Below are 26706 nucleotides of genomic sequence, written 5' to 3'. Positions count from 1 at the left end.
AGAACAAGATGAGTGCTTCCACGGCAGCACCGGCACGTGACCGGTTGCGTATCGCCATCCAGAAGAGCGGCCGTCTGGCCGAACCGGCGCGCAGCCTGCTGGCCGCCTGCGGGCTGAGCTGGCGGCAGAGCCGCGACAAATTGTTCTGCTACGGCGAATCGCTGCCGGTGGACCTGCTGCTCGTACGCGACGACGACATCCCCGGCTTGATCGCCGATGGCGTCTGCGATCTGGGCATCGTCGGCCAGAACGAACTGGAAGAGCAGGCCGCCGAGCGCCGCCGCAACGGCTTGCCGGCTGCGTATCACGCGGTGCGCGGGGTCGGCTTCGGCCAGTGCCGCCTGATGCTCGCGGTGCCGGAAGAATGGGACTGGCAGGGCGTGGCGCAACTGGCCGGCAAGCGCATCGCCACCAGCTATCCGGCGATCCTGGCCGACTGGCTGGAGCGCCAGGGCATCGACGCGTCGGTGGTGGAATTGTCGGGCTCGGTGGAAATCGCACCGCGCCTGGGCACCGCCGATCTGATCTGCGATCTGGTCTCCAGCGGCGCCACCCTGGCCGCCAACCAGCTCAAGCCGGTCGAACTGGTCATGGAAAGCGAAGCAGTGCTGGCCGGCGCAGTGCGCGAACCGGCCGATGCACGTGCCGCCTTGTTGGCGATGCTGCTGCGGCGCATGGACGGCGTGCTCAAGTTGCGCGACAGCAAGCTGCTGATGTTCCGCGCCGAACAGGACAACGTGGATGCGCTGCGCCGCCTGCTGCCCGACGCCGACCCACTGGTGCAGTTGCCAGACGATGGAAACGGCGTCCTGCGGTTGCAGACCATGTGCCATGGCGCGGTGACCTGGCAGCGGCTGGAAGAACTCGAACGCGCAGGTGCGCAAGGTCTGATGGTGTTGACGGTGGAGCGCTCGCTGGCATGAACATTCTCGATTGGTCCCAACTCGATGCCGCTGCACGCAGCCAGGCATTGACCCGCCCGGTGCAGACCGTGGCCACGCAGACACGCGATGCGGTCGCTGCATTGATTGCCGATGTGCGCGCCCGCGGCGATGTCGCATTGCGCGAAATCACTGCGCGCTTCGATGGCGTGTCGCTGGAGAGCTTCGCGGTGAGCGAGGCCGAATTCGCCGCCGCCGAAGCGGCGGTGGCCCCGGAACTGCGTCAGGCCATGCAGGACGCGGTAGCGCGGATAGACACCTTTCACCGCGCCGGCATGAGCGCAGGCTATGCGGTGGAAACCGCGCCGGGCGTGGTGTGCGAAAAGATCGTTCGGCCGATCGGCCGGGTCGGCCTGTATGTGCCGGCCGGCAGCGCGCCGTTGCCGTCGACCGCGTTGATGCTCGGGGTGCCGGCGCGCCTGGCCGGTTGCCGTGAGGTGGTGCTGTGCACGCCGCCGCGCAAGGACGGCAGCGTGGATCCGGCAGTGTTGGTGGCCGCGCAGCTGACCGGCGTGCGCCGTGTGTTCAAGCTCGGTGGTGCGCAGGCAATTGCGGCGATGGCGTATGGCACCGAATCGGTTCCGAGTTGCGACAAGTTGTTCGGCCCTGGCAACAGCTTCGTTACCGAAGCCAAGCAGCAGGTGGCGCAGTCCGGTGCGGCGGCGATCGACATGCCTGCAGGCCCGTCCGAAGTGCTGGTGATCGCCGATGCCGGTGCACAGCCGGCCTTCGTGGCCGCCGATCTGCTCTCGCAGGCCGAACACGGCCCGGATTCGCAGGTGTTGTTGTTGTCCGACAGCGACGCATTGATCGCAGCTGTAGAGGCGCAGTTGGACGTTCAGCTGGCGCAGCTGTCGCGCGCAGAGATCGCGCGCCAGGCTCTGGCGCAATCGCGCCTGATCAAGGTGACCACGCTGGACGAAGCGTTTGCGATCAGCAACCGCTATGCGCCGGAACATCTGATTCTCGCACTGCGCGAACCGCGTGCGTGGCTGAGCCAGGTCGAGGCTGCCGGCTCGGTGTTTTTAGGCGATTACACGCCCGAAGCGCTCGGCGATTACTGCAGCGGCACCAACCACGTGTTGCCGACCAGCGGCGCGGCGCGCGCCTATAGCGGCGTGAGCGTGGCCAGCTTCCAGAACATGGTCAGCGTGCAGGCCGCCAGCAAGGCCGGCATCGATGGCATCGGCGAATGCGCCTTGATCCTGGCGCGTGCCGAAGGCCTGGATGCGCACGCCAATGCGGTGGCGTTGCGGATGGGAGTGGCAGCATGAGGACCACATCGATTCTGGATCTTGTGCGCGAGGACCTGCGCGCCTTCGCCGGCTACTCGTCGGCACGTACCAGCGCCTTGCAGGGCGATGTGTGGCTCAACGCCAACGAGTCGGCGTGGGGAAATCCGGCCGACCCGGGCGCCAGCACGCGGCGCTATCCGGATCCGCAACCCAAGGGTTTGCGCAGCGCGCTGGCGACGCTGTACGGCTGCGCACCCGAGCAGCTGTTGATCGGCCGCGGCAGCGACGAGGCAATCGATCTGCTGGTGCGCGGACTGTGCGTGCCCGAGCGCGATGCGGTGGTGGTGACCCCGCCGGTGTTCGGCATGTACGCGGTGTGTGCGCGCTTGCAGAACGCGCCGTTGGTCGAAGTGCCGCTGGTGGACGGGCCTGAGGGTTTCCACGCGGACATCCCGGTGATTGTCGAAGCAGCGTTGGCCGCGCGTGCCAAGTTGGTGTTCCTGTGTTCGCCGTCCAACCCGGCCGGCTCGGCGATTGCGTTGGACGAGATCGAAACTGCCTTGCAGGCATTGCAGGGCAAAGCGCTGGTGGTTGTCGATGAAGCCTATGGCGAATTCTCCGATGTGCCATCGGCAGTGAGTCTGCTTGCGCGCTACGACAATCTGGCCGTGTTGCGCACGCTGTCCAAGGCACATGCGCTGGCGGCGGCACGCATCGGCAGCCTGATCGCCAACGCCGAATTGATCGCCTTGCTGCGGCGCTGCCAGGCGCCGTACCCGGTGCCGAGCCCGTGCGCGGCGATGGCCGAGCAGGCCTTGTCCGCGCCGGCGCTGGAGGTCACCCGTCGGCGCATTGCGGAGGTGCGCAGCGAGCGCACACGCGTGCACCAGGCGCTTGAACAACTGGCCGGTGTGCGTCAGGTGTATCCCTCGCAAGGCAACTTCCTGCTGGTGCGTTTCGACGATGCCGAAGCGGCGTTTCAGGCGCTGCTGGAGGCCGGTGTGGTGGTGCGCGACCAACGCGCGGTGCCGCAGCTGTTCGATGCACTGCGCATCACTCTGGGCACGCACGAACAGAACGGGCGCGTGTTGAGCGCGCTGCAACGCAAGCAGGAGGCCGCCGCATGACCCCGATTCTTTTTGTCGACCGTGATGGCACGCTGATCACCGAGCCGGCCGATTACCAGATCGACGCCTACGAAAAACTGCGCTTCGTCGACAACGTGATTCCGGCGATGCTCAAGTTGCGCGATGCCGGCTACCAGTTCGTCATCGTCAGCAATCAGGACGGCCTGGGCAGCGAAAGCTATCCGCGTGCATCCTTCGATGGCCCCAACAACCTGATGCTGCAGATCTTCGCCAGCCAGGGCATCGTGTTCCGCGAAGTGCTGATCGACTGCAGCTGGCCCGCCGACAACGCGCCCACGCGCAAACCCGGCGTCGGCCTGATGGTGCCGTATCTGCAGGATCGCAATATCGATTGGGCACGCTCTGCGATGGTGGGCGACCGCATCACCGACATTCAGTTCGCGCAGAACCTCAATATCCGTGGCTTCCAGCTGCGTACCGACGAGTTCGGAGGAGAGTGGGACTGGCCCGGCATTGCGCACGAGCTCGCGGATGCACCAAGGCGCGCGGTAGTCCAGCGCAATACCAAGGAAACCAGGATCCGCGTCGAGCTGGATCTGGATCGCGTGGCCGAACCGCACACCGCCACCGGCCTGCCGTTCTTCGATCACATGCTGGAACAGATCGGCAAACACGGCGGCTTTGCGCTGGACATCCGCGCCGAAGGCGATCTGCATATCGATGAGCACCACACCATCGAGGACACCGGTCTTGCGCTGGGCCAGGCCTTGCGCGAAGCGCTGGGCGATAAGCGCGGCATCGGCCGTTACGGCTTCGATCCTGAAGACAGCCCATGGCGTGTTGCCGGCGACACCGCGCAACATGGCTTCACGTTGCCGATGGACGAAACCATCGCCAGTGCTGCGCTGGATTTCAGCGGCCGGCCATACTTCGTGTTCGAAGGCGATTTCAAGCGCGAACGCGTAGGCGACATGCCCACCGAACTGGTGCCGCATTTTTTCCGTTCGATCTGCGATGCGTCCGGTTTGAATCTGCACCTGAGCGTGCGCGGCGAGAACGATCACCACAAGGTCGAAGCCTGCTTCAAGGCCCTGGCGCGTGCGCTGCGTCAGGCGATCCGCCGCGAAGGTACCGCGTTGCCATCGACCAAGGGTGCGCTATGACCGACCTTGCGCTGATCGATGCCGGCGGCGCCAATCTGGGCTCGGTGCGCTATGCGTTGGAGCGGCTGGGCGTGGAAGCGCGCGTGGTACGTGATGCCGAAGGGTTGCAGGGCGCGCAGCGCGTCATCCTGCCCGGCGTCGGCGCCGCACCTGAAGCGATGTCGCGCTTGCGCGCGCAGGGCTTGATCGAACCTTTGCGACAGTTGCAGGTGCCGCTGATCGGCATCTGTTTAGGGATGCAATTGCTGTTTGAACATTCCGAAGAAGGCGATGTCGATTGCCTCGGGCTGTTGCCGGGTATCGTGCGGCACATGACGCCTGCGCTCGGCATTCGGGTGCCGCATATGGGCTGGAATCAACTGGTGCCGATGCGCGAATCCGCGCTGCTGGCGGGTCTGCCGGAGCGTGCCAGTGCCTATTTCGTGCACGGTTACGCCGCACCGGTGACGGCCGATACCGTGGCCGCCTGCGATCACGGTGGCTTGTTTACCGCGGTGGTGCAGCAAGGCCTGCGCTGCGGCGCGCAGTTCCATCCCGAGCGTTCGGCCGAAACCGGTGCACGCATCCTGCGCAATTTTCTTGAGATGAGCTTCCCATGAGTTTCACCGTTTACCCGGCGCTGGATATCCGCAACGGCCGCGTGGTGCGTTTGCTGCAAGGCGATTACGCGCGCGAAACCCAGTACGGCGACGATGTGCTGCCGCGCGCGCAGGCGTTTGCCGATACTGGCGCGCAGTGGATGCATCTGGTCGATCTGGATGCGGCGAAGGCGGGCGGCTACACCTTGGCCGCGACACTCGGCGAGATCGTGCGCCAGACTGGCCTGCAGGTGCAGACCGGCGGTGGCGTGCGCTCACGCGCCGATGTGGCGCGCATCCTGGATGCTGGCGCCACACGCGTGGTAGTCGGTTCGTTGGCCGTGCGCGAGAGCGAGACCGTCATCGGCTGGCTGCAGGAATTCGGTGCCCACCGGCTGACCATCGCGCTGGACACGCGCCAGGACGCCCACGGCGTCTGGCAATTGCCGGTGCATGGATGGACCGAAGCGGCCGAGGCCACGCTGGACCAACTGGCCGTGCGTTACGCGCAGGCCGGTCTGCAACATCTGCTATGCACCGACATTGCCCGCGACGGCATGCTGTCCGGCCCCAACATGGACCTATACGCGCACCTGCGCACGCTGGCGCCGCAACTGCAGGTGCAGGTCTCCGGCGGTGCGCGCAATCTGGCCGATGTGGCTGCCGCCAAGGCCGCAGGCTGCGCCGGCATCGTGCTCGGCAAGGCCTTGCTGGAAGGGCATCTGGCGTTGAAGGAGGCACTGGCATGCTGAGTCGCCGCATCATTCCTTGCCTGGACGTGCGCGACGGGCGCGTGGTCAAGGGCGTCAAGTTCCGCGACCACATCGACATGGGCGATATCGTCGAGCTGGCACTGCGGTATCGCGCGCAAGGTGCCGACGAGCTGGTGTTCTACGACATCGGCGCCAGCCCGGAAGGACGCTCGGTCGATTACACCTGGGTCGAGCGGGTCGCGCGGCTGATCGATATTCCGTTCTGCGTGGCCGGTGGCATCCGCGATGTGGACACCGCTCGCGCGGTGCTGCATGCCGGTGCCGACAAGATTTCGATCAACTCGCCCGCACTTGGCCGCCCACAGCTGATTTCCGAACTGGCCGACGCCTTCGGCGTGCAATGCGTGGTGGTCGGTGTCGACTCGATCCGCGAGGACGATGGGCAGTGGCGCGTGCGCCGCTATACCGGCGATCCGAGCAAGACGCAGGCCTTGCCGATGCGCACGCTGGATTGGGTGGCCGAAGCGCAGCGTCTGGGTGCTGGCGAGATCGTGCTCAACTGCATGGACAACGATGGCGTGCGGCGCGGCTACGACATCGCGCAGTTGCGTCAGGTGCGCGCGCTGTGCCACGTGCCGTTGATCGCCTCCGGCGGTGCCGGCGAGATGCAGCATTTTGCCGATGTATTCGACCAGGCCGATGTCGATGGCGCATTGGCGGCCAGCGTTTTTCATAGCGGCGCGATTCCGATCCCGGAACTCAAGCAATTTTTGCGCGCGCAACAGATCGAGGTACGTGATGGGCAGTAACGACAACGCGACGGCAGCGGGCGACGCGCTCGCCGCGCTGGACTGGAGCAAGGGCGACGGCTTGCTGCCGGTGGTCGTACAGGACGCCGACAACCTGCGCGTGCTGATGCTGGGTTACATGAACGCCGAAGCGCTGGCGGTCACCCAGCAGCGTGGCGAAGTCACCTTCTTCAGCCGCAGCAAGCAGCGCTTGTGGACCAAGGGCGAGAGCTCGGGCAATGTCTTACGCGTGGTGTCGATCGAGACCGATTGCGATGCCGACACGCTGCTGGTGCAGGCGCGGCCGCACGGGCCAACCTGCCATCTCGGTCGCGCCAGTTGCTTCCCGAATGCGCCAGGCCAGTTCCTCGGCAGCCTGGATGCCTTGATCGCCACGCGCGAACACGAGCGCCCGCACGGCAGCTACACCACCAAACTGTTCGAGCAGGGCATCCGCCGCATCGCGCAGAAGGTGGGCGAGGAGGGCGTGGAAACCGCACTGGCCGGCGTGGTGCAGGGCGATGCCGAGTTGCTCGGCGAATCGGCCGATCTGCTGTATCACTTGATCGTGCTGCTGCGCGCGCGCGGCCTGGGCCTGGGCGATGCGGTGGCGTTGCTGGAGTCGCGGCACAAGTAACGTGGTCGGGTAGGAGCGCACCTGGGCGCGACCGGGCTGTATCGATAACGCCCCGTCGCGCCCAGGTGCGCTCCTACGGGGTTGTGTCGTAGGGGTTTCGGCGTTCAAACCCGCGCTGTGCGCCTCGCCACCACAGGTACAATTTCCGCTGATCTTTTCGCGGGAAAGCGCATGCAGCTTCGTATCGCTCTGTTGGCCCTGGGATTGCTCGCGGGAAGCGCATACGCGCGCGATGCGGTTGTCGATGGCATCGTCTACGAAGAGCGCGACGGGCGGGCCGGACGCAGCGCGGATGACCCGGGCATCGCCGGTGTGACAGTTTCCAACGGCGAGCAGCTGGTGCGCACCGATGCGCAAGGCCGCTACCGCTTGCCGGTGCGCGACGGGCAGACGGTGTTCGTGATCAAGCCGGGCGATCGCAGCTTTGTGCCAACTGCCGACGGACTACCGGGTTTCTGGCGTCACTACGCGCCCAAGGGGTCGGCCAAGCGCAAGTACCCAGGCATTGCCGCCACCGGGCGCAATACGCGTAACTGGGATTTCGCACTGACCCCGCGCGCAAGTGCTGCCGCTGATGGCTTCCAGATGCTGGTGTTCGCCGACAGCCAGACCGCCAGCCTCGTTGACGTGGGTTACTACCAGCGCGACATCGTGGCGCCGATCGTCGGCAAGACCTCGGCCCGGCTCGGCACCACGCTGGGCGATATCGTCAGCGACGATCTGAGCCTGTATCCGGCCTTGAACAAGGTCACCACGCAGTTGGGCGTGCCATGGTTCCATGTGCCGGGCAATCACGATCTGAATTTCGACGCCGGCGATGATGCGCATTCGCTGGATAGCTGGCGCGCGGTCTACGGCCCGGACACCTATGCGGTGGAAGAGGCCAACGCCAGCTTCGTGTTTCTGGACGATGTGATCTATACGCCTGGCGCTAAGCCGGCGTATGTCGGCGGACTGCGCGAAGATCAATTCGTGTTTCTGCAGGCCTATCTTGCGCAGTTGCCGCGCGAGCGCCTGTTGGTGCTGGGCATGCATATTCCATTGTTCGATGCAGCGCCAGGACAGGAAACCTTCCGGCATGCCGATCGCAGTCGCTTGTTTGCGCTGTTGAAGGAGTTTCCGCATGTACTGGTGCTCAGCGGGCACAGCCATACCCAGCGTCAGGTCGATCACGGCGCCGACGAAGGCTGGCAGGGCGCCAAACCGTTGCACGAATACAACGTCGGCGCGGCCTGCGGTGCGTTCTGGTCGGGCGCCAAGGACGGCGATGGCATTCCCACCGCCACGATGAGCGACGGCACGCCGAACGGCTATGCGGTGCTGCAGGTGGCGCCCAGCGGCGACTACACACTGGCGTATCACGCCGCGCGCTTGGCCGATGACGCGCAACTGCTGTTGCATGCGCCCAAGGTGCTGCGCCAGGGCGCGTATGCGGCGTGGGGCATCTACGCCAATGTGTTCATGGGGCAGGACGATACCGTTGTTCAGATGCGTATCGACAATGGCGCATGGCAGCCGATGAAGCGGGTGGAGCGTGCCGACCCACGCTTGCTGGCCGAGAACGTGCGCGACGATGCGGCCGAGCAATTGCGCGGTTACGACCGCTCGCCAGAGGCCACACCGTCCACGCATCTATGGCGTGGCGCGTTGCCGACCACGCTGGAGGTTGGCGAGCACACCGTTGAAGTGCGCGCTGCGTTGCCGACTGGTGAGTACAGCGCAAACACGGTGTATCGCTTGCAGCGTGCGGATCCTTGATGGAGAAGCGTGCGTCGTGCGGTGTGGAGCCCATCGCGCATAAATGCGCTCCTACGGCATTTATTGGTCGAAACGTTTGCGTTGGATGCGACGCATCAACCCTATCGCCAGAAACACAAACGCCTCCACAAGGGAGGCGTGTTGGGATCCGGGCTGGCAGGCGATGGCGCGCTGGCGGGGATCGATGCTGGCTGGCGTGCGCTGGCTGGCTGCGCGAGTGTAGCGAGGCCGCGCAAGCGCTGACGAAATGAGAATTAGTCTCAGCGCGTTGCAGCTGTCAGGGTGTCGACGGTGCAGGTACAGGCGACGGTTTGCGCGCAGTGGTGGAGACCGTCGGCAGCTTGGTTTTCGTCGGGCTGTCCGCTGACTCAGCATCGGAGTCGGCATTCGGATCGACGTCCTGCTCGGTTTCCGGCGCAACCTCCAGCGGCGGATACGGATAGGCAACCGCCGGCCCTGCATGCAGCCCCGCACGCCAGCGTGCCAGCACCGGCGCGATGCGCCTGCCGAGCGACTGCTGCGGCAACGAGGGCAGTTCGCCGTCCTGTTTCTCGCGCGCGGTGATGGCGGCCTTGGCCATATCGAACGCAGCCAACGGGTCATCGTGCTGGTTCATCGCATCGATCAGCCAGGCCTGGCCGAAGTAGGTCGCGTTGGAGGTATTGCCACAGCCGAACGATGGGCGATCGGCACGCGCGGCGGTGAGGATCAGCGTGTCCGGCGAGCGCAGTGCCGGGATGAAACCACCCGAATAGCAGGCCGACAACACGATGATGCGATTGCCGATGCCGGCATCGTCCAGCGCCTTGCGCAGGTCCTGCGGACTGATGAAATCCTCTTCGTTCTCGTCCACCTGCACGTACAGCGCGTGGTCTTCGGTGCCGTGGGTGGTGACGAACAGCAGCAGCGCGTCTTCCTTGCGATCCATGCGCTTGCCGACTGCGGCGAGTGTGTCGTAGAGGTTGTCGTAGGTTGCCAGCGGTGCGTATGGCTGCTCGCCCAGATTGTCCGGGTTGTTGACCAACGTGACCACGCGGCCGCGCGCATCGAAGCGCTGCTCGAACAGCTGCTTGAGGTACAGCGTCTCGTTGCGGAACACGTCGTCGCTGGCATCGCCGGCGAAGCCGACCACATACAGGTCGGTGACGCCGGGGCGCTGCGGCTGCAGCGCTTTCAACGCCCGCGCAAGCGCGGCCTGGTCGACCGCATCGACCTCGTCCTGAGTTGCCGCAGCCTGGCTCGTCGCAGATTGGCTCGGCAACGCGGCACCGGCGTCGGGATGGCAACCGGCCATCAAGGTCACGATGACGATCAACAGCGACAGGCGCCGCAGCAAGGCGTTCGGTCCGATGGTGAAATGCAGCGACATGAAAAACGCCGAGGTCTGAGAGAAACGGGTGGAGCGCCTGGGCGCAGTGATCGCAACGTAGACCGTGACGTTGCATGACGTCCACTGATCCATTTCAAGCACGTCTTGAAGAACAGGTCTTGCGGAACACGTTTTGTAGAGCGCGCCTTTAAGAGTGGCTGGCAAACTACTGCGCAGCCGCCAGGCGGGCGCGATCGGTGCTCGGAATCGGCATATACCACTTGTACACTCCGGTTCCTCCGCGCCCTTCGCGCCCACCTGACAGTGTTGTTAGCCGCTCCAAGTGCATGCATCGCCGATACTTCATCGGCATCATCCGCCGGCATAACCGGCTAACAAAACCAAGCCGGCGGTCGTCCTATGGATTTGGACGGCGCGCCCCGAGGCCGCAGCCTGCGCATGCCAGATGCGCGCGCTACATGCCGCACCGAACACCGACTGCACTCACATGCCAGTGCGCCCAGCCGGTTTGTCGAGCGCTTACAGCACCAACTGGGTAAAACTCTCCACGCGCTGATGGCTACCGACATCCTCGGCCGAGCGCGGGGTGGGGTAGTCCTCCAAACGGTCCAGCAACGCGGTGCGCATGCCGGCACGTTTGGCGGCATCGAGCTCTTCGATCACGTCCGACAAAAACAGGATCTCGCCAGGCGGCACCCCGATGCGTTCGGCAATACGCCGATAGCTGGCGGTCTCGCGCTTGGGGCCGACCTCGGTATCGAACCAGTCGCTGACCAGCCCGCTCAGGTCGCCTGCATCGCTGTGCGCGAAGAATAGCTTCTGCGCTGGCACCGAGCCGGACGAATACACGTACAGCGGAATGCCTGCCGCATGCCAGGCCTGCAGCTGGATCGCCGCGTCGGCATAGATGTGCGCGGTGAAGTCGGCGGTCTTGTAGCCATCGCCCCAGATCAGCCCCTGCAGGGCCTTGAGCGCGGTGTGCTTGCGGTCCTCGTCGATCCAGGTCTGCAGCGTGCTGACCAGGACCTCGTCGGGCACGTCCTCACCGATTTCATCGGCCACCTGGTTGAGCCAGTGGCGAACCTGTGGGTGACTGCCGTGCTCTTGCACATAAGCCGGCATGGCGCGGCGCGCATACGGAAACAACACGTCCTTGACGAACGAGATGCTGCTGGTAGTGCCTTCGATATCAGTGAGGATCGCTTGCGGTCGTGTCATCGTCAGCTGGCCTTGTGAGGTTTCTCGGGGGCGTAGCGGGGGAATTGTTGGGCGATTTCGGTACCGGTGAAGTGGCCGACCCAGCCATCGGGCTCGGTGAAGAAGCGGATTGCCACGAAGTGCGGCTCCGGCCCCATGTCGAACCAGTGCAGGGTGCTGTCGGGCACGGCGATCAGGTCGTCCTTCACGCATTCGATCTCGTAGACCTTGTCGTCCACGTGCAGCGTGAACTGGCCCGAGCCGGCGACGAAGAAGCGCACCTCGTCTTCTTTGTGGAAGTGCTCGTCCAGGAACTTGGCGCGCATTTCTTCGCGCTTGGGATTGTCCGGCGCGATGCTGACCACATCGACGGTCTTCAAGCCGCGCTCGGCGCTCAGCCGCTCGATATCCTCGCGATAGGCGGCCATGACCTGTTCCGGTGTGGCGCCCGGCTCGATCGGCTGCGTGGCCTGCCAGCGCTCGAAGGTCACGCCGATCTTGCTCAGCTCGGCGGCGATCTGCTCACCGTCGCGGCTATCGAACTGCGCCAGCTTGGGGTCGGAATCGTTGAAGATGCGAAGTCGGCTCATGGCGATCTGGCTCACAAGGTGTAGGGGAGGTGGCGAGGACTCAGCGCGTGCCGCGCAGTTTCAGCAGCTCGAGTTCGCAATGCAGCAGGAACTCGAACGCCTCCAGGTGACGGCGCGCCTCGGCCATGTTGCGGCCCCAGGCATACAGGCCGTGTCCTTCGATGAGATACCCCCACAGGTTCTGTTTGTCCAGCAAGGCTTCGACCTGCGCGGCCAGCACCTGCATGTCCTGGGTATTGGCGAACACTGGCACGTCCACCGCAGTTTCATGGGTGGTGTTGCCTTCGAAGGCTTTCAACAGCTCATAGCCCTCCAGGCGGATCACGCCGCTGCCGGCGTACAGCCGCGAGGCGATGGTCTGCACCGGCGAATGCGTGTGCAGCACGCAGCCGATCTCCGGAAACCGGCGGTACAGCTGGGTGTGCAGCAGGGTTTCGGCAGAGGGGCGCAACGGCCGGCCGACCGCCAGGCCATCGAAGTCCACCACCATGATGTCTTCTTCGACCAGGCGGCCCTTGTCGCGGCCGGACACTGTGATCGCGGCGTGCTGTTCGTCCAGGCGATGGGAGAAATTGCTGCTGGTGGCCGGCGTCCAGCCGGCCTGGGCCAGCTCGCGGATGTTGCCGATCAACAACTGCGCCAGCTCGTGCAGACGCGCGGCGCTATAGGGCAGGGGGGCAGTGGTCGCATTCATGGACCTATTCTACTGCGCCACTCGATTACGGCCAGGTGCAGCGCAGCAGGGTGTGTTCCTGCCACGCCCTGACTCAAGGCGGGTGGCAAACGTAGCGAGCGCTCGCCTGGCAGTGAGCGCAGTGGTGTCTCTTGTTGGATGCAGTCAGAAGCCCAGGTCAAACGCTGAGTCGCTGAGTCGGTCGAGGGCGCGGTGCCCTCACCGCTCGCGGGACACGCCGCAAGTACGTCCATGTAGGCTCGGTGGCGGCATCCATGCCGCCACACGGTCCCGCAATCGGCGAGGGCACCGCACCAGACAGTTTGCTGTTCGCTTTAGAGCTAAGTACACCGACCATCTCGACTGGTCCTTGCCCGCCCACCGTCGCGGGACCTTACGCGGCATGGATGCCGCGTAAGAGCTTACAAGGACGTACTTGCAGCGTGTCCCGCGATGGTGGGCGGGCAAGGGCCCTGCAGCCAAGGTGGGCGGGCAAGGGCCCTGCAGCCAAGGTGGGCGGGCAAGGGCCCCCGCAGCTAAGCCCCAGATCATCGGCCCTACAGACAAGCCGAAAATCATCCGCTCCGCCCTAACACCGGCGCGCAGTCGTTTTGCCAACCGCTATCAGCCAACGCGGCTAATCAGCGCCCGTCGCGCAGACGGCTATGGCGATAGCCGTAGCCGAAATAGACCACCAGCCCGACCAGCGTCCACACCCCCATCAACATCCAGTTGTGCAGCGTCATCGCCGACAGCAGGGCCAGACAGCTCAATACGCCGGCGCTGCAGATCAGCCAGGCCACCGGTATGCGGAACGGGCGCGGCAGTTCCGGGTGGGTGCGGCGCAGGATCAACACGCCGGCGCACACCGCCGCAAACGCGATCAGCGTGCCCATCGAGGTCAGCTCGCCCAATACATCCAGCGGGAACACCGCCGCCAGCAAGGCAATGCCGACACCGGTGATCACGGTATTGACGTGCGGGGTGCGGTACTTGGGATGGATGCGGGTGAAGATCGACGGCAGCAAGCCATCGCGCGCAATGATCATGAAGATGCGCGGCTGCCCGATGATCATCACCAGCACCACCGACGACAGCCCGATCAACGCACCCACTTCCACGATCACCCGCAACCAGGCCAGCTGCGGATGCGCCGCCACCGCGGTCACCACCGGCTCGTCGGTGCCGAGCAAGGTGTACGGCACCAGCCCGGTCATCACTGCAGCCATCGCGATGTAGAGCACGGTGCAGATGACTAGCGACAGGATCATGCCGATCGGCAGATCGCGTTGCGGGCGGTGCGATTCCTGCGCCGCCACCGACACTGCCTCGAAGCCGATATAGGCGAAAAACACCATCGCCGCGCCGCGTAGCACGCCTTCCATGCCGTACTTGCCCGGGCCTTCGTTGGCCGGAATGAACGGGTGCCAGTTGGCGGTGTCCACGTATTTCCAGCCCACCCCGATCACCAGCAGGATCAGCCCGGTCTTGAGGATCACCATGGCCATGTTCATCGCCGACGATTTGCGGATGCCCACATAACAGAGCCAGGTCAGCAGCAGCACGATCCCGGCCGCGGGCAGGTTGGCGATCGCGCCGGTGCGCTGCAGCTTGCCGTCCAGCGGCGCACTGACCAGGGCGGCCGGCAGATGGATGTCGAAATGTTCCAGCAGGCTGAGGAAATAGCCGGTCCAGCTGACCGCTACCGCCGAGGCGGAGACGCCGTATTCCAGCACCAGCATCCAGCCGATGAACCAGGCCGCCAGCTCGCCGAAGGTGGCGTAGGTATAGGTGTAGGCGCTGCCGGAGACCGGCACCATCGCGGCGAATTCGGCGTAGGCCATCGCGCAGAACGCGCAGCACACCGCTGCCAGCACGAACGACAGCATGATCGCCGGGCCGGCATGGTCGGCCGCGGCCTGGCCGGTGATGACGAAAATGCCGCCGCCGATCACTGCGCCAATGCCCAGTGCAGTCAATCCCCACGGCCCGAGCGCGCGTTGCAGGCCGAGCCCGTCGGCCGCCTCATGGCTGGCGTGCGGGTGTTTGGTGGCCCAGAGTTGCTTGAACATGCAGCGGTTCCTGTTGAATCCCTGCACATGGAGGTGCGGGCGTGTGCGAGATATGCGGGCTCTTGCGAGGGACTCGCGTGATTGAATCCCCGCACACGGATGTGCGGGCTCTTGCGAGGGACTCGCAGTAGTGACTCGCAGTTACACCTTACGGGCAAGACGGCTATGGCGAATGCCGTAACCGAAATAGATAAACAGACCGATCACGGTCCAGCCCACGAACACTTTCCAGTGCTCCTGGAAGGCCTGGAAGAACAGGAACAGGCAGGCCAGCGCGCCCAGCGGGCAGATCACCATCGCCAGCGGCACACGGAACGGGCGCTCCAGCTCGGGCTTGGTGAAGCGCAAGACCATCACGCCGGCGCAGACGGTGGCGAAGGCGAGCAGGGTGCCCATCGACACCAGTTCGCCCAACACGCTGAGCGGGATCAACCCGGCCAGCAGCGCCGCGACCACGCCGACGAAGATCGTGCCGACATAGGGCGTGTGGAACTTCGGATGCACCTTGCCGAACAGTTTGGGCATCAACCCGTCCTTGGCCATGGTGTAGAAGATGCGCGGCTGCGCCATCAGCATCACCAGCACCACCGAGGACAGGCCGGCGATCGCACCGATCTCCACGGCGGTCTTGAGCCAGGTCAGTTGCGGGTGCGCTTCCAGTGCGGTGGCCACCGGCTTGGCGGTGCCAAGCTGGGTGTAGGGCAGCAAGCCGGTCAGCACCGCGCAGACGATGATGTAGATGACGGTGCAGACCGCCAGCGACACCAGGATGCCGATCGGCATGTTCTTCTGCGGGTCCTTGGTCTCGCCGGCGGAGGTAGAGACCGCGTCGAAACCGATGTAAGAGAAGAACACGATGGACGCCGCACGGAATACCCCGTCCCAGCCGAACTTGCCCGGCCCGGTGTTTTCCGGGATGAAGGGATGCCAGTTGGCCGGGTCGATATACGAGATGCCGAAGCCGACGAACAGGCAGATCACCACCACCTTGATCGCCACGACGATCGCATTGGCGAACGCCGACTGGGTGACGCCGACGTAGCAGAGCATGCTTACCGCCGCCACGATCAGCACGGCCGGCAGGTTGATGAGGTTGCCGGAGCTGACGAAGTTGTGGCCGTCCCAGGCCAATGGCGCACCGGCAAGTTCTGCCGGGAACGGTAATCCGAGCGTGCCGGTCAAAAAGCTGATCAGGTAGGCAGACCAGCCGACGGCGACGCTGGAGCCGGCGAACAGGTATTCCAGCACCAGACACCAGCCGATGAACCAGGCGATGCCCTCGCCGAGCGTGGCATATGAATACGAATAGGCACTGCCGGACACCGGCATCATCGCGGCAAACTCTGCGTAGCACAGGCCGGCGAACGCGCAGGCGATGCCGGCAAACACGAACGACAGCATCACCGCCGGTCCTGCGTGGTTGGCAGCGGCCTGGCCGGTCAACACGAAGATACCGGCGCCGATCACCGCGCCGATGCCGAGCATGATCAGGTGCTTGGCGGTGAGGGTGCGTTGCAGCGTGGCCTCGCCTTGCAGGCTGCCTTCGACCGGTTCGCCCGCATCGACACGTCCGGCGGGTTCGATCGGTTTGACCCTCAACAAAGACTTCAGCATTCGGTACATCCCTAAGTGGCAAAGCTAAGGCGCAGGCGCCCGGACGAAGGTGGTGCGCCGCATCCCGGTGGGACAGGCAAGCGGCCTACCTTGCCAAAGCTACACGCTCACGACAAGCACGTACGCAGCATGAACGACGATAATGGTCGCCTGGCCCGCAACGGGCGACCGAGAACGACAGATGGTGGATGCGACGCTGCAACAGCAATTGGCTGCCTACCGCGCACGCTGGCCGGACGAAGCCGAGCTGGCCGAGCAATTCGCGCAACTGCTGGACGATGCCAGTAATCCATTCGTGCGCGAGCGTGTCGAAGGTCATTTCACAGGTTCTGCGTGGGTGGTCAGCGCCGATGGCACGCGCACGCTGCTGACCCATCACCGCAAGCTGCAGCGTTGGCTGCAACTGGGCGGACACGCCGACGGCGACCGCGATCTGGCGCAGGTCGCTTTGCGCGAGGCGCAGGAGGAGTCTGGATTGAGCGGGCTGCGCCTGGCGGAGCCGGCAATCTTTGACCTGGACCGGCACTGGATTCCAGCAAGGGGCGAGGTGGCCGGGCATTGGCATTACGACGCGCGCTATGTGGTGGTGGCTGGGGCGGATGAGGCGTTCGAGGTCAGCGAAGAGTCGCTGGCGTTGGCGTGGCGGCCAATCGCAGAGCTGCTTGCCGAGCCGGAACTGGATCCGTCGATGCGGCGCATGGCGGAGAAGTGGGTTGCGCGTGCGAGTTAAGCGGCTTGTTGGGAGCGCCCGCGCCGCAAGCGCGGGCCCGGGCTTGTTACTTAACTGGCTTCGGTGAGGGGCAGCAGCGCGGCCGGGGATCGGCTCCTCGGCTCGGTCAGACATCCTGTCTGACTCGCCGCCGCGGCACGTCCCTGTGCCGCTTTCCGCCAATCCCCGGCCACGCTGCTGCCTCGGCAAGTCGTTGCCATGAGCTTTGAAGGTCTTGAGTGAGGTAATGGGGCGTTGCTTGAAGCCCCTCTCCCTTTGGAAGCACTGCTCGTCAATTGCCGGCTTCGGTGAGGGGCAGCAGCGCGGCCGGGGATCGGCTCCTCGGCTCGGTCAGACATCCTGTCTGACTCGCCGCCGCGGCACATCCATGTGCCGCTTTCCGCCAATCCCCGGCCACGCTGCTGCCTCGGCAGATCATTTCAATGACCTAAAGAGGTCTCGAAGAAACTCATTGACGCCTTGCTTTAAGCCCCTCTCCTGCGGGAGAGGGGTTGGGCTGAGGGTACGGCGAAGCCGTTGCCTGTCAGGTCGATGATTCACCCCTTGCTGGCGCGTAGCGACGCGTTCGCCATGGCCGACCTCTGAAGGCGCTCGCGGCGCCCCTCATCCGGCGCTGCACGCCCTTCTCCCGATGGGAAAAGGGATCAACTCAATACAAAATGCGCGTCCGCAACGTCCCTTCGATCAACGCCAATCCTTCTTTCAGCGCGGTAGCCTGCGCCTCGCTGGCGCTGACATCGATCACCACGTAGCCCACCTTGGCGTCGGTGCGCAGGAACTGGCCGTCGATGTTGACGTTGTGGCGCGAGAACAGTTCGTTGATCTTGGACAGCACGCCCGGCACGTTGCGGTGGATGTGCAGCAAACGCAGGCTGTCGGGGTGCTCGGGCAGGGTGACTTCGGGGAAGTTCACCGCCGACAAGGTGCTGCCGTTGTCGCTGTAGCGCACTAGTTTGGCGGCCACTTCGACACCGATATTGTCCTGCGCTTCCAGCGTGCTGCCGCCCACGTGCGGGGTCAGGATCACGTTGTCGTGCGCAATCAACGGGGACTCGAACGCATCGCCGTTGCCCTTGGGCTCGATCGGGAACACGTCCACCGCCGCGCCGCCGATCTGGCCGGAGGTCAGCGCCGCATCCAGCGCGCCGATGTCGATGACGGTGCCGCGCGAGGCGTTGATCAGATGCGCGCCATGCTTCATGCGGGCAATTTCTGCGGCGCCGATCATGTCCTTGGTGGACGGTGTTTCGGGCACGTGCAAGGTCACCACGTCCGAGCGCGCCAGCAGGTCGTTCAGATCGATCGCCGCACGCGCGTTGCCCAGCGACAGCTTGGTTTCGATGTCGTGGAAGATCACCTGCATGCCCAAGGATTCGGCCAGCACGCCGACCTGCGTGCCGATATGCCCGTAACCGACGATGCCCAGCACCTTGCCGCGCGTTTCGTGGCTGCCAGCGGCCGACTTGGACCAGCCGCCGCGATGGCATTCGGCGTTCTTCTGCGGAATGCCGCGCATCAGCAGAATCGCCTCGGCGATGACCAGCTCTGCCACGCTGCGGGTATTGGAGTAGGGCGCGTTGAACACCGGAATGCCGGCCAGTTCGGCCGCGTCCAGGTCGACCTGGTTGGTGCCGATGCAGAAGCAGCCAATGGCGATCAAGCGCTTGGCATGCGCCAGCACTTCGGTACTCAATTGCGTGCGCGAGCGGATGCCGACGATGTGCGCCTCGGCGATGCGCGCCTTGAGTTCGTCTTCCGGTAACGACTTGGCATGCAGTTCGATCTGCGAATAACCGGCGGCGCGCAGCACATCCACGGCGGTCTGGCTGATGCCTTCCAGCAACAGGACGCGGATGTCCTGCTTGGGAAACGAGGTTTTCTTCGGCGACATGAGGGGGCGTACTGCAGCAATCGGGTCGGCAACTATGCCAGATGGGGTGCCGGATTTGGCGGCCGCAACGCAGTGTTTGCGCAGGCAAAGTCCTTGCGGTGCAACGGTTTCAGCTGAATCCAACACTGCAGCGTCAGTACGTGCGGCCGCTGGACGAGGCTGGCGCACACTGGCAGGCTGTGCGGTTCCTACCGCAGCGCCGCGTGCCATGACCGATCCCCGCATCCTTTCGTTGCAACAGGCCGTGCCCGCGTTGCGTTTGAAGACTGAGCCAGCCGACCTGGAGCATTACGGCCGCGACTGGACGCGGCGCTGGACGCCCAACCCGCTCGCGATCGCCTTACCCGGTTCGGTGGACGAAGTGCAGGCGGTGGTGCGCTGGGCAAATACGCAAGGTGTGGCGGTGGTGCCGTCGGGCGGGCGCACCGGGTTGTCCGGCGGCGCGGTGGCGGCCCATGGCGAGCTGGTGCTGAGCTTGGAGCGTTTGAACAAGCCGCTGGATTTCAACGCGGTCGATCGGACGCTCAGCGTGCAGGCCGGCATGCCGCTGGAAGCGGTGCACAACGCCGCACGCGAACATGGCTTGGTCTATCCGGTAGATTTCGCTGCGCGCGGTTCGTGTTCGATCGGCGGCAATATCGCCACCAATGCCGGCGGCATCCGGGTGATTCGCTATGGCAATACGCGTGAATGGGTGGCCGGGTTGAAGGTGGTCACCGGCGCTGGCGAAGTGCTCGAGCTCAACAATGCGCTGGTGAAAAATTCCAGCGGCTACGACTTCCGCCATCTGATGATCGGCTCCGAAGGCACGCTCGGCATTGTGGTCGAAGCGACGCTGCGGCTGACCGACCCGCCGCCGCCGAGCAACGTGATGCTGCTGGCGCTGCCGTCCTTCGATGTATTGATGCAGGTGTTTGCCGCGTTCCGCGCGCAGCTGCGCCTGGAAGCGTTCGAATTCTTCACCGACCGCGCGCTGGAACACGTGCTGGCGCATGGCGCACAGGCGCCATTTGCGGAAGTCCACCCCTATTACGTGGTTACCGAATTCGCTGCTGGCGACGAGGTACAGGAAGCCGCCGCGATGGCCGCGTTCGAGACCTGCATGGAGCAGGGCTGGGTCAGCGACGGCGTGATCAGCCAGAGCGATGCGCAGGCCGCGCAACTGTGGCGCTTGCGCGAAGGCATTACCGAAGCATTGGCGCGCTACACGCCCTATAAAAACGACGTCTCGGTGCGCATCTCGGCAATGCCGGCGTTTATGGCCGAAACACAGGCGTTGTTGCATGACGCCTATCCGCATTTCGATGTGGTGTGGTTCGGCCATATCGGCGACGGCAATCTGCACATCAATGTGCTCAAGCCGGATGACATGACGCAGGCCGATTTCGTTGCTGCCTGCGACCACGTCACCAAGCTGCTGGCGCAGGCCTTGCAGCGTTTTGGCGGCAGCATTTCTGCCGAACACGGGATCGGGTTGGTCAAGAAGGCGTACCTATGGAGCACGCGCTCTGCGGCGGAAATCGCCTTGATGCGCGGCATCAAACATGTGCTCGATCCTCATCTTTTGCTGAATCCCGGCAAGCTGTTCGAGATGGACGAGCTGCCCGGCACCACGCGCGCCGGTTAGTCTCTCACCACCTTCACATGGAATCGATACGCCGATGATGCGCTCTCTCGTGTTTTGCGCTTTGACGCTGCTGCCGCTGGCAGCTTTCGCAACCAGCCTGGCCGGTACCTCGGCGGGTGCATCGTCGGCCGGTTCGTCCGACAGCAGCAGTTCGGGCGACGACAAAGTGGTTGCCGATGCACGCGAAGACGCGGCCGGTTTCGTCGCCAGCGATGGCGCCATCCGTGGCGCGCGTCTGGAAGCGGCGCTGCTGCAGCTGCGTAGCCGCAACGATGCGGCGCGGCTGTCCAGCGACCTGCAACTGGCTCAGTCCATCCTGGCCCAGTGAGTTTGCGCCGCTGGTGCGGGTGGCTGTGGTTGGCCGCCGTGATCGCACCGGCGGCGCAGGCCGAGTTGCATGTTGAAGTTGTTCCGTTGGACCTCAGTCCGGCGCAGATCGCAGCAACGCATGTCTTAGTTGAGCAGGTGACGCAGCGTCTGCCGTCAGGGTGGACGCAGCGCATCACCGCACCGATCCAGCTGCAATGGCGCACGGATCTACCGGCGCACGTGCATGGTCGTGCGATCGGCCAGCGCGTTCTGCTCGATCGCGCATTGCTGCAGGCGTGGAGCGCGCAATCGGCGACGGCGCAGGCGGATATCGGCGCACCGGCCACGCGCGCGGCAATGGCCGCCGTGGTGCACGAGCTGGCGCATGTGCTCGATCGTGGCCCGCAAGGCGGGTTGTCGCGCGACCCGCGTCTGCGCGATCTGGCTGGCTGGCAGGTGCGTCCATGGCGGCTCGGGCGTGGCGAAAATCAATTTAGCGATCGCAGCCCCGACGACTACGAACGGCGTAGCCCCGCCGAGTTTGTTGCGGTGAATCTCGAACATTACGTGCTGGATGCCGACTATCACTGCCGGCGCCCTGCGCTGTCTGCGTGGTTTACCGAACAACTTGGCGCGCCACGCGCGGTCAGCGCGTGCGAAACGACATTGCCGTACCTGCAGGCTGACAGCGATGCCGGTGCGATGTCGCTGCTGACGCTGGATCCAGCGCGCGTGTACGCGGTGGACTATTTGCTGGCAGAGGGCAACGAGCAGCCGATGAGTCGCTGGGGCCACAGCATGTTGCGGCTGGTGATCTGCGCACCCGGCCGCGCACCCGGCCCCGATTGCCGCATGGATCTGCAATATCACCGCGTGCTTTCATTCCGCGCGTTTGTGGGCGACGTGCAGATTTCCAGCTGGCGCGGGCTGACCGGTTCGTATCCGTCGCGGCTGTTTGTGCTGCCGTTGAATCAGGTCGTCGACGAATACACCAAGGTCGAACTGCGCGCTTTGTCGTCGGTCCCGTTGAAGTTGACACCCGACGACATCGCCGCTTTGCTCGCACGCGTGGCACAGGTGCATTGGAGCTACGACGGGCGCTATTACTTCATCGGCAACAACTGTGCGGTGGAGACCTTCAAGCTGCTGCACGACGGCGTGCCACGCCTGGCCGCAGCCAGGTTGTCGTCGATCACGCCGCGCGGTGTGCGGCATCGCCTGCAACGCGCCGGCATCGCCGACATGCAGGTGCTGGACGACCGTGCGCAAGCGATTCGCCAAGGCTATTACTTCGAATCGGCAGCCGCGCATTACCAGACCATGTTCGAGGTGATCCGCCGCGGCATGCCGGTGCCGCAGACGAGCGTGGAGCAATGGCTGGATGCGCGACCGGACGCACGTGCGCAATGGGTCGACCAAGGCGGTTTGCGCGAAACCGCAGCGGCCTTGCTGCTCGAACAAGCTGCATTGCGGCGACAGGAATTGCTGGCGCGTGATGCGCTCAAGCGCCTGCTGCAACCGGGTGCTGCAGGGCGTGATGCTGTGCAAGGCCAGCTACAGGCGTTGTTCGCGCGGCAGGCGCAACTCAGTCACCCGGCCACGCTGCTGGGCACGTCAGGTTACGGGCTGCCGCAGGCAGACGAGCAACAACAATTGACTGCACGCGTGGCGCAAGAAAGTGGCGTGTTGATCGATGGTTGGAAGCAGCTGCAAGCGCTGGGTCGGCAGCAATTACCTGCCGACGTGCGCATTGGATTGGAACAGGGCGAGGCGAATGTGGAGCGCTTGCGCGCACGACTGCGCGTGCTCGCGCGCGGCGATGCGGCCGCCGACAAGGTGCAGCCGGATATGGGCATGCCGCTGGAAGCGCAATAGCGACCCGGACTCCCGAGTTAGCTGAGCAGTACAAGCCCCTCTCCCATCGGGAGAGGGGTTGGGGTGAGGGTACGGGGCGAAGCTCTCGTGTGGGTCCAGCTGCACGAGGCTCCCGCACCCTCATCCGCCCCTGCGGGGCACCTTCTCCCGATGGGAGAAGGGCTACACCGGCATACCTCAGCCAGCTGGTTTCAGATCCGCTTGTACAGAATACTTGCGCAGCCATTCGATGACATGCGCATCGCTGCGGTACTGCTTTAGTAGCAGGGCCAACCGCGCCGGTGCCGGTGTGCAGAACTGCGCAATCGCCACTTCGATCTCGTGTCGACGGTCGGCATCGTACGGCTCTTCGCCAGCGAAGTGCTCGCAGGTGTCGTAGTCCTCCACCAGCGTGCGCACATCCTCCGGCATGCCGCACAGGCCCGGGGGATGTTGCAGCCATTCGTCATCCACCTTGACGTCGGTGCAGGTCACCGGCGCGAGCTTGGATGCGGATGTCGGCGCCGGGGCGGGTTGCTCCGTGCAGGCGGTCAACAACCCCAGCGTCAAGGCAACCACCAGCGTGCGCATCAGTCGGCGCGGCCTGCGAATTCGCCGGTGGTGGTGTTGACCAGCACGCGCTCGCCGTTGGTGATGTACTCGGGCACCATGATTTCCAGGCCAGTGTCGAGCTTGGCCGGCTTGGGGCGCTTGGTGGCGGTGCCGCCCTTGAGCTCGGGCGGGGTTTCGATTACTTCCAGCGTCACCGTCTGCGGCAACTGCACCGCCACCGGCTGGTCGTCGATCACCTGCACGTAGATGCCGGTCAGCCCGTCGGTGATGTAGCCGGCATCGGTGCCGATCACATCCGCGTCCAGCGTGTACGGGGTGAAGTCCTCGTCGTCCATGAACACGAAGGCCTCGCCGTCCTTGTACGAAAACGTGGACAGACGACGCAGCAGCTCCACTTCCGGCAGGTTGTCATCGGCATCGAAGCTGGCGTCGGTTTTCACTCCGCCCGGCACGCTGTACATGATGAAGCGGAAGCGCACATTGCCGCCGCGGCCCTGCGGCGAGCTGCGTTCGATGTCGCGGATCTGGTAAATGCCGCCGTTGTATTCGACGACGTTGCCTTTCTTGATGTCGTTAGCTTTCATGGGAATCGGGAGTTGGGAATGGGGAATCGGAAAAGCCGAGTGCGGGGTGCTGAGAGTGAGGCGCCGTTACGATTCCCCATTCTCGATTCCCCATTCCCGGCTACTTGGGCGCCAACCGCACGCCGCCGTCCAGGCGAATCACGTCGCCGTTGAGATAGCGGTTGCGCAGGATGAAGGCGACGGTGTCGGCGTATTCGTCGGGTTGGCCCAGGCGCGAGGGGAACGGGATCGACGCGGCCAGCGATTGCTGCACGGTCTCGGGCATGCCATCCACCATCGGGGTCCAGAACACGCCCGGCGCGATCGTCATCACGCGGATGCCGAAGCGCGCCAGTTCGCGTGCCATCGGCAAGGTCATGCCGACCACGCCACCCTTGCTGGCAGCGTAGGCAGCCTGACCGATCTGGCCTTCATAGGCGGCCACCGACGCGGTATTGATGATCACGCCGCGCTCGCCATCGTCGCCGGCGGCGTTGTGCTGCATCACATCGGCCGCCGCCTTGGCGACATTGAAACTGCCGACCAGGTTGACCAGCACGGTGGTGCGGAAGGTCGCCAGCGGCATCGGCGCTTCCTTGCCCAACACGCGGCCCGAGCCCAGGATGCCGGCGCAGTTGACCGCAAGGTTGAGCCCGCCCAGCGCCTGCGCGGCCTGCGCCACGTTGGCGGCAACCTGCGCCTCGTCGGTGACATCGGTGGCGAAGTAATGCGCGTTGCCGGCGCCGAGCAGCGCCAGCGCTGCCTCGGCCTTGTCGGCATTGACGTCGAACAAGGCGACCTTGCCGCCGTCGGCAACGATGCGCTGCGCCACGGCCAGGCCCAGGCCGGACACGCCGCCGGTGACAATGGCAAGAACAGAAGATGGCTGCATGCGGTGGTTCCCGGGAAACGTGGATGCCGATGGAGGCTGGCGGCGATCGGTGGGCGAAGCGGTCGGCAATTCTAGCCGAAGCGTCCAGGCGATCGCTTTGGCGGCAGGGGGCGTGAGTAGGCCATGGGCGAGCTGTTGCGTTAACGCCTCAGCCAGCCGCCGCCAACGCCTTGCCGACCTTGCTGCCGGTCTCGCGGCCGAGCAGTTGCGCCAGCCAGCGGCCGGTGCGGGCGAGGGCAGCCAGATCGATGCCGGTTTGCATGCCTAATCCGTGCAGCAGATAGACCACATCTTCGCTGGCCACATTGCCGCTGGCGCCCTTGGCATACGGGCAGCCGCCGGCGCCGGACACCGCCGCATCGACCACGCGCACGCCTTGCTCCAGGCAGGCGGCGATATTGGCCAGCGCCTGGCCATAGGTGTCGTGAAAGTGCACCGCCAATGCCTGCATCGGCACGGATTGCGCCACTGCGGCCAACATCTGGCGCGCCTTGACCGGCGTCCCGACGCCGATGGTGTCGCCCAGCGAAATCTCGTAGCAGCCCAACGCGTACAGCCGCTGCGCGACATCGACCACGTCGGCCACCGGCACGGCGCCCTGATACGGGCACCCCAACACGGTGGAGACGTAACCGCGCACGCGCACGCTGTCGAGCGCGGCCTGTTCCAGGACCGGGCGAAAGCGCTCGATCGATTCGTCGATGCCGGCGTTGGTATTGGTGCGATTGAAGGCTTCGGACGCCGCAGTGAATACCGCCACTTCCTGCGCGCCGGCCGCGCGTGCCCGCACATAGCCCTGCAGGTTCGGCACCAGCACCGGATAGGCAATCCCCGGCGCCTGGGTGATGCCGGCAAACACCTCGGCCGCATCGGCCAGTTGCGGCACCCAGCGCGGGCTGACGAAGCTGGTCGCTTCGATGCTGCGCAGGCCGGTGGCCGAGAGTTGATCGATCAAGGCGATCTTGTCGGCGGTCGCGATCGGCTGCGCTTCGTTCTGCAAGCCATCGCGCGGGCCGACTTCGACAATGCGCACGAACGCGCTCATGCCATGTCCTCCGGCACCCAGGCTGGCGCGCGCTTGTCGAGAAAGGCGCTCAATCCTTCCTGCCCCTCGGGCGAGACGCGCAGGCGCGCGATCCACGCGGCATTGGCCGCATCGATGGCATCGCGGTCGGCAGGCGGCAACACCGAACGCACCAGGGATTTGGCGCTGGCGGCCGCCAACGGCGCGGCGGACAGCAGCAAGCGGATCTGCCGCTCCACCGCGATATCCAATTGATCGGCAGCGACCAACTGATGCAACAACCCCAGCAACTGCGCGGTGCCAGCGTCGAAGATCTCCGCAGTAGCGAACCAGCGCCGCGCCTGGCGCGCGCCGATCGCTGCAATCACATACGGCGAAATGACCGCTGGAAGCAGGCCTAGCTTGCTCTCGGTCAGGCCGAAGCGCGCTTCGGTGCAGCCGATGGCGATATCGCAGCACGCCACCAGGCCCACGCCGCCGCCGAACGCGGCGCCATTGACGCGTGCGATGGTCGGCTTGGGCAATTCGTCGAGCGTTCGCATCAGCAGCGCGAGCGCCAGTGCATCGGCAGCATTGTCGGCCTCGCTGGCGCTGGCCATGCCGCGCATCCAGTTCAGGTCCGCGCCGGCGGAGAAGGCGCCGCCTGCACCGGTGATCACGACCACCCGGATCTGTGGCGCCTGGCCGGCTTGCTGCAACGCCTCGGTGAGCGCGTTGATCAAGGTTGCGTCGAAGGCGTTGTGCACCGCCGGGCGGTTCAGACGCAGTGTGCGGACCGCTCCCTGGTCCTCCACGATCAAGCCGTTGTCCTGCATTGCATCGACGTCCATGAATGGGATGCGAACCATGATAGCGGCACAGCCGGC

Annotated in this window: 25 protein-coding genes and 1 other RNA gene; 14 read left to right on the top strand and 12 right to left on the bottom strand. The window is 64.9% G+C overall.

Annotation, left to right across the window (positions count from 1 at the left end; genetic code table 11):
• Nucleotides 1-8 precede the first annotated feature (8 nt).
• The 9 genes from hisG to ABS769_RS03580 all read left to right on the top strand — a co-directional run bounded on the left by hisG (nt 9) and on the right by ABS769_RS03580 (nt 8901).
• Nucleotides 9-923 carry an ATP phosphoribosyltransferase gene (hisG, locus tag ABS769_RS03620; RefSeq protein WP_176341824.1) on the top strand — a complete coding sequence of 305 codons (915 nt, stop codon included), beginning with the start codon at nt 9-11 and terminating at the stop codon, nt 921-923.
• Nucleotides 920-2215, top strand: coding sequence for a histidinol dehydrogenase (gene hisD / locus ABS769_RS03615; protein ID WP_317060894.1), 1296 nt, complete (start codon nt 920-922; stop codon nt 2213-2215). Before hisG ends, hisD begins: the two co-directional genes overlap by 4 nt.
• Nucleotides 2212-3303 (top strand): histidinol-phosphate transaminase, encoded by a 1092-nt coding sequence (gene hisC, locus ABS769_RS03610; protein ID WP_317060893.1) that lies wholly within the window; start codon nt 2212-2214, stop codon nt 3301-3303. The genes hisD and hisC overlap by 4 nt, the downstream gene beginning before the upstream one ends.
• Nucleotides 3300-4427, top strand: coding sequence for a bifunctional histidinol-phosphatase/imidazoleglycerol-phosphate dehydratase HisB (gene hisB, locus ABS769_RS03605; RefSeq protein WP_317060892.1), 1128 nt, complete (start codon nt 3300-3302; stop codon nt 4425-4427). The genes hisC and hisB overlap by 4 nt, the downstream gene beginning before the upstream one ends.
• Nucleotides 4424-5026, top strand: a complete 603-nt coding sequence (hisH, locus tag ABS769_RS03600) for an imidazole glycerol phosphate synthase subunit HisH (RefSeq protein WP_023903816.1) — start codon at nt 4424-4426, stop codon at nt 5024-5026. The genes hisB and hisH overlap by 4 nt, the downstream gene beginning before the upstream one ends.
• Entirely contained in the window at nt 5023-5757 is a 735-nt protein-coding gene (gene hisA, locus ABS769_RS03595) for a 1-(5-phosphoribosyl)-5-[(5-phosphoribosylamino)methylideneamino]imidazole-4-carboxamide isomerase (RefSeq protein ID WP_317060891.1), read from the top strand. Before hisH ends, hisA begins: the two co-directional genes overlap by 4 nt.
• Entirely contained in the window at nt 5751-6527 is a 777-nt protein-coding gene (gene hisF / locus ABS769_RS03590; RefSeq protein WP_023903818.1) for an imidazole glycerol phosphate synthase subunit HisF, read from the top strand. The genes hisA and hisF overlap by 7 nt, the downstream gene beginning before the upstream one ends.
• The gene (hisIE, locus tag ABS769_RS03585) at nt 6517-7143 is read left to right on the top strand and encodes a bifunctional phosphoribosyl-AMP cyclohydrolase/phosphoribosyl-ATP diphosphatase HisIE (protein WP_317060890.1); all 627 of its coding nucleotides are present in this window, start codon (nt 6517-6519) and stop codon (nt 7141-7143) included. The genes hisF and hisIE overlap by 11 nt, the downstream gene beginning before the upstream one ends.
• A 171-nt stretch (nt 7144-7314) precedes the next feature.
• Nucleotides 7315-8901: a calcineurin-like phosphoesterase family protein gene (locus ABS769_RS03580; RefSeq protein ID WP_317060889.1), complete on the top strand. Its 1587-nt coding sequence runs from the start codon at nt 7315-7317 to the stop codon at nt 8899-8901.
• A gap of 277 nt (nt 8902-9178) precedes the next feature.
• Here ABS769_RS03580 and ABS769_RS03575 read toward each other — a convergent pair whose 3' ends face one another.
• Nucleotides 9179-10270, bottom strand: a complete 1092-nt coding sequence (locus ABS769_RS03575) for a C13 family peptidase (RefSeq protein WP_317060888.1) — start codon at nt 10268-10270, stop codon at nt 9179-9181.
• A gap of 212 nt (nt 10271-10482) precedes the next feature.
• Between ABS769_RS03575 and ABS769_RS03570 the strand changes: the two genes are divergently transcribed.
• A non-coding RNA gene (locus ABS769_RS03570) (sX9 sRNA) lies at nt 10483-10546 on the top strand.
• Between the two features lie 204 nt (nt 10547-10750).
• Here the strand turns inward: ABS769_RS03570 and mtnC are convergent.
• The 5 genes from mtnC to ABS769_RS03540 form a co-directional block, all read right to left on the bottom strand.
• Nucleotides 10751-11449, bottom strand: a complete 699-nt coding sequence (mtnC, locus tag ABS769_RS03565; RefSeq protein ID WP_023903822.1) for an acireductone synthase — start codon at nt 11447-11449, stop codon at nt 10751-10753.
• Between the two features lie 2 nt (nt 11450-11451).
• A complete protein-coding gene (locus tag ABS769_RS03560) occupies nt 11452-12018 on the bottom strand; it encodes a 1,2-dihydroxy-3-keto-5-methylthiopentene dioxygenase (protein ID WP_317060887.1) in 567 nt (188 codons plus the stop codon).
• A 40-nt stretch (nt 12019-12058) separates the two neighbouring features.
• Nucleotides 12059-12712, bottom strand: coding sequence for a methylthioribulose 1-phosphate dehydratase (locus tag ABS769_RS03555; protein ID WP_023903823.1), 654 nt, complete (start codon nt 12710-12712; stop codon nt 12059-12061).
• Between the two features lie 620 nt (nt 12713-13332).
• Entirely contained in the window at nt 13333-14763 is a 1431-nt protein-coding gene (locus ABS769_RS03545; RefSeq protein ID WP_317062801.1) for an amino acid permease, read from the bottom strand.
• Nucleotides 14764-14904: 141 nt separating this feature from the next.
• The gene (locus ABS769_RS03540) at nt 14905-16377 is read right to left on the bottom strand and encodes an amino acid permease (protein ID WP_043909600.1); all 1473 of its coding nucleotides are present in this window, start codon (nt 16375-16377) and stop codon (nt 14905-14907) included.
• Between the two features lie 142 nt (nt 16378-16519).
• Between ABS769_RS03540 and ABS769_RS03535 the strand changes: the two genes are divergently transcribed.
• Complete coding sequence (locus ABS769_RS03535; RefSeq protein WP_317062802.1) at nt 16520-17107, top strand: NUDIX hydrolase; 588 nt, start codon at nt 16520-16522, stop codon at nt 17105-17107.
• 649 nt (nt 17108-17756) lie between these two features.
• Here the strand turns inward: ABS769_RS03535 and serA are convergent.
• Complete coding sequence (gene serA, locus ABS769_RS03530) at nt 17757-18998, bottom strand: phosphoglycerate dehydrogenase (protein WP_317062803.1); 1242 nt, start codon at nt 18996-18998, stop codon at nt 17757-17759.
• 208 nt (nt 18999-19206) lie between these two features.
• Between serA and ABS769_RS03525 the strand changes: the two genes are divergently transcribed.
• From ABS769_RS03525 to ABS769_RS03515, 3 genes are read left to right on the top strand one after another with little or no spacing between them, the layout of a single operon-like run.
• The gene (locus ABS769_RS03525) at nt 19207-20625 is read left to right on the top strand and encodes an FAD-binding oxidoreductase (RefSeq protein WP_317062804.1); all 1419 of its coding nucleotides are present in this window, start codon (nt 19207-19209) and stop codon (nt 20623-20625) included.
• 34 nt (nt 20626-20659) lie between these two features.
• Nucleotides 20660-20953 (top strand): DUF2388 domain-containing protein, encoded by a 294-nt coding sequence (locus ABS769_RS03520; RefSeq protein WP_006451514.1) that lies wholly within the window; start codon nt 20660-20662, stop codon nt 20951-20953.
• Complete coding sequence (locus ABS769_RS03515) at nt 20950-22809, top strand: DUF4105 domain-containing protein (protein ID WP_317062805.1); 1860 nt, start codon at nt 20950-20952, stop codon at nt 22807-22809. The genes ABS769_RS03520 and ABS769_RS03515 overlap by 4 nt, the downstream gene beginning before the upstream one ends.
• Before the next feature lie 177 nt (nt 22810-22986).
• Here ABS769_RS03515 and ABS769_RS03510 read toward each other — a convergent pair whose 3' ends face one another.
• The 5 genes from ABS769_RS03510 to ABS769_RS03490 form a co-directional block, all read right to left on the bottom strand.
• Nucleotides 22987-23379, bottom strand: coding sequence for a hypothetical protein (locus tag ABS769_RS03510; RefSeq protein ID WP_317062806.1), 393 nt, complete (start codon nt 23377-23379; stop codon nt 22987-22989).
• Nucleotides 23379-23945, bottom strand: a complete 567-nt coding sequence (yeiP, locus tag ABS769_RS03505) for an elongation factor P-like protein YeiP (RefSeq protein ID WP_055823478.1) — start codon at nt 23943-23945, stop codon at nt 23379-23381. The genes ABS769_RS03510 and yeiP overlap by 1 nt, the downstream gene beginning before the upstream one ends.
• Nucleotides 23946-24045: 100 nt before the next feature.
• Complete coding sequence (locus ABS769_RS03500) at nt 24046-24816, bottom strand: SDR family NAD(P)-dependent oxidoreductase (RefSeq protein WP_317062808.1); 771 nt, start codon at nt 24814-24816, stop codon at nt 24046-24048.
• A 148-nt stretch (nt 24817-24964) separates the two neighbouring features.
• Nucleotides 24965-25861 (bottom strand): hydroxymethylglutaryl-CoA lyase, encoded by an 897-nt coding sequence (locus tag ABS769_RS03495; RefSeq protein WP_317062810.1) that lies wholly within the window; start codon nt 25859-25861, stop codon nt 24965-24967.
• Complete coding sequence (locus ABS769_RS03490; protein ID WP_317062818.1) at nt 25858-26655, bottom strand: enoyl-CoA hydratase-related protein; 798 nt, start codon at nt 26653-26655, stop codon at nt 25858-25860. Before ABS769_RS03490 ends, ABS769_RS03495 begins: the two co-directional genes overlap by 4 nt.
• Between the last annotated feature and the right edge of the window lie 51 nt (nt 26656-26706).

Source organism: Xanthomonas hortorum, from assembly GCF_040279205.1.
In the GTDB taxonomy this organism is placed as follows: domain Bacteria; phylum Pseudomonadota; class Gammaproteobacteria; order Xanthomonadales; family Xanthomonadaceae; genus Xanthomonas; species Xanthomonas hortorum_F.
Note: the sequence above shows the minus strand (reverse complement) of the source record. Positions and strands in the feature narration are given on the sequence as shown.